We start from the raw sequence: 1,810 nt of genomic DNA, 5'->3' as shown, positions 1-1,810 counted from the left end.
ACTCCTTTATGTAGGTCAAAAATAGGTGTTTGTCTTAGTACATGTACATTGCCCTTCACATATTGTAATAGTGTAATAACTAAACAGTGAAAGGGGAAAAAGGATATGTATCCAAGACCAACAAAATGTATGCCACCAATTGTGCATCCAACAAAATGCTGCACGCAGTTTACTTCTCAGGAGGTAGTAGTACCTCACATTCATCCAAGTCATAATACATTGGTGAATCATACAAATGTGAAGCACGTACATTACTTCCCGCAGACGCAATCTGTTGTAAATGAAACTTCAAACCAACAGTTTTTTGGCGGCGCGCAGCAATATCCAACTCAAGTAGGAGGAGCAGGCTATCCAGGTCAAATGGGAGGCTATCCAAGTCAAGTAGCAGGTGCTGGTTATCCAGGTCAAATGGGAGGCTATCCAGGCCAAGTAGCAGGTGCTGGTTATCCAGGTCAAATGGGAGGCTATCCAGGCCAAGTAGCAGGAGCAGGCTACCCAGGTCAGGTAGCAGGTGCTAGTTATCCGGGACACAAAGGCTGCGGCCAAGGAAGCTGTCATACAAAAGGCGCGCATCAAGGACCAAATTCAGGGTATTTTAGATAATGTACGCTAATAGGAGCTGATTACATCAGTTCCTATTCTATTTTGTTACAAAGGAGTTATATAATGAAGGTGCTAACAGTTACCGGTTATAAGCCATTCGAACTTGGCATTTTTAATGAAAAACATCAAGGTATTACATATATAAAAAAAGCGCTCTATAAAAAATTACAGGAATTAGTAGAAGATGGATTAGAATGGGTATTGATTAGCGGCCAGCTAGGAGTAGAAATTTGGGCAGCAGAAGTGGTATTTGATCTTCAGCTCGATTATCCCGATCTTCAGTTAGCTGTTTTAACACCGTTTTTGGAGCAAGAAGAAAAATGGAATGACGTCAATAAAGAATTGTATGAATTCGTCTTAAGTCAAGCAGATTATGTAGATAGCATCACAAAAAAGAAATATGAAAGTCCAGCACAGTTTCGGTTGAAAAATCAATTTTTAGTAGAAAAAAGTGAAGGTATTTGTTTAGTTTACGACGAAGAGCACGAAGGAAGTCCTAAATATATGTTAGAAACGGCTAAAAAACGTGCTGAACGAGAAGAATACCCTATTATAATGGTGACGTCTCACGACTTACAGGATATCGTGGATGAAGAAAAATTTTCGTCTTTTTAACGCCACTTGGCGAAACATTTTAAAAGATAAATTGACATTTGAAGCTATTTTTGAAAAAATGAATTATAATAAAGATAAGGTTTATCGTATTCGAGGTGATAGAGATGTTAGCTGATAAAATCCGTTTAACGGCCAAAGAAATTTTAGAAAAAGAATTCAAAACAGGCATGAGAGGCTATAATCAAGAAGAAGTAGATAAGTATCTAGATTCTGTTATTAAAGATTATGAAGCATTTCATGAAGAAATTGAAGCATTACAAACCGAAAATTTACGCTTAAAAAAGCAAGTAGAAGAGTTATCTAAAAAGCCGCAACAACCTTCGTTTACCCCGCCGCCGGCTCAACAGCAGCAGCAAGCGGGTACGACAAACTTTGATATTTTAAAACGTTTGTCGAACTTAGAAAAACATGTGTTTGGAAGTAAATTATACGAATAACCTAAAAATAGGAGTTGCATTCAACTCCTATTTTTATTATACTAAGGAAAGTCGTTATCAATAACGTTCGGGTAATTGCTGCATCACATATGAGGATGTAGAGGAAAGTCCATGCTCGCACAGACTGCGATGTCTGTAGTGTTCGTGCCTAGCGA

3 protein-coding genes are annotated in these 1,810 nt (G+C 38.2%); all 3 read left to right on the top strand.

Annotated elements, in window-relative coordinates:
- Positions 1-105: 105 nt before the first annotated feature.
- The 3 genes from AC1DRF_RS25880 to gpsB all read left to right on the top strand — a co-directional run bounded on the left by AC1DRF_RS25880 (position 106) and on the right by gpsB (position 1,655).
- Positions 106-603, top strand: a complete 498-nt coding sequence (locus AC1DRF_RS25880) for a spore coat protein (protein WP_043979458.1) — start codon at positions 106-108, stop codon at positions 601-603.
- A 63-nt stretch (positions 604-666) separates the two neighbouring features.
- Positions 667-1,218: an SLOG family protein gene (locus tag AC1DRF_RS25875; protein WP_153253520.1), complete on the top strand. Its 552-nt coding sequence runs from the start codon at positions 667-669 to the stop codon at positions 1,216-1,218.
- Between the two features lie 104 nt (positions 1,219-1,322).
- A complete protein-coding gene (gene gpsB / locus AC1DRF_RS25870; protein ID WP_013056140.1) occupies positions 1,323-1,655 on the top strand; it encodes a cell division regulator GpsB in 333 nt (110 codons plus the stop codon).
- Positions 1,656-1,810 lie beyond the last annotated feature (155 nt).

The sequence above is a fragment of the Priestia sp. P5_B4 genome (genome assembly GCF_056400385.1).
The sequence above is the reverse complement of the archived record's forward strand: the minus strand, read 5'-3'. Positions and strand labels throughout refer to the sequence as shown.

Bases quoted from the DNA above. Each gene is read 5' to 3' on its own strand.
- AC1DRF_RS25880 (WP_043979458.1), top strand. From the start codon at position 106: ATGTATCCAAGACCAACAAAATGTATGCCACCAATTGTGCATCCAACA.
- AC1DRF_RS25875 (WP_153253520.1), top strand. From the start codon at position 667: ATGAAGGTGCTAACAGTTACCGGTTATAAGCCATTCGAACTTGGCATT.
- gpsB (WP_013056140.1), top strand. From the start codon at position 1,323: ATGTTAGCTGATAAAATCCGTTTAACGGCCAAAGAAATTTTAGAAAAA.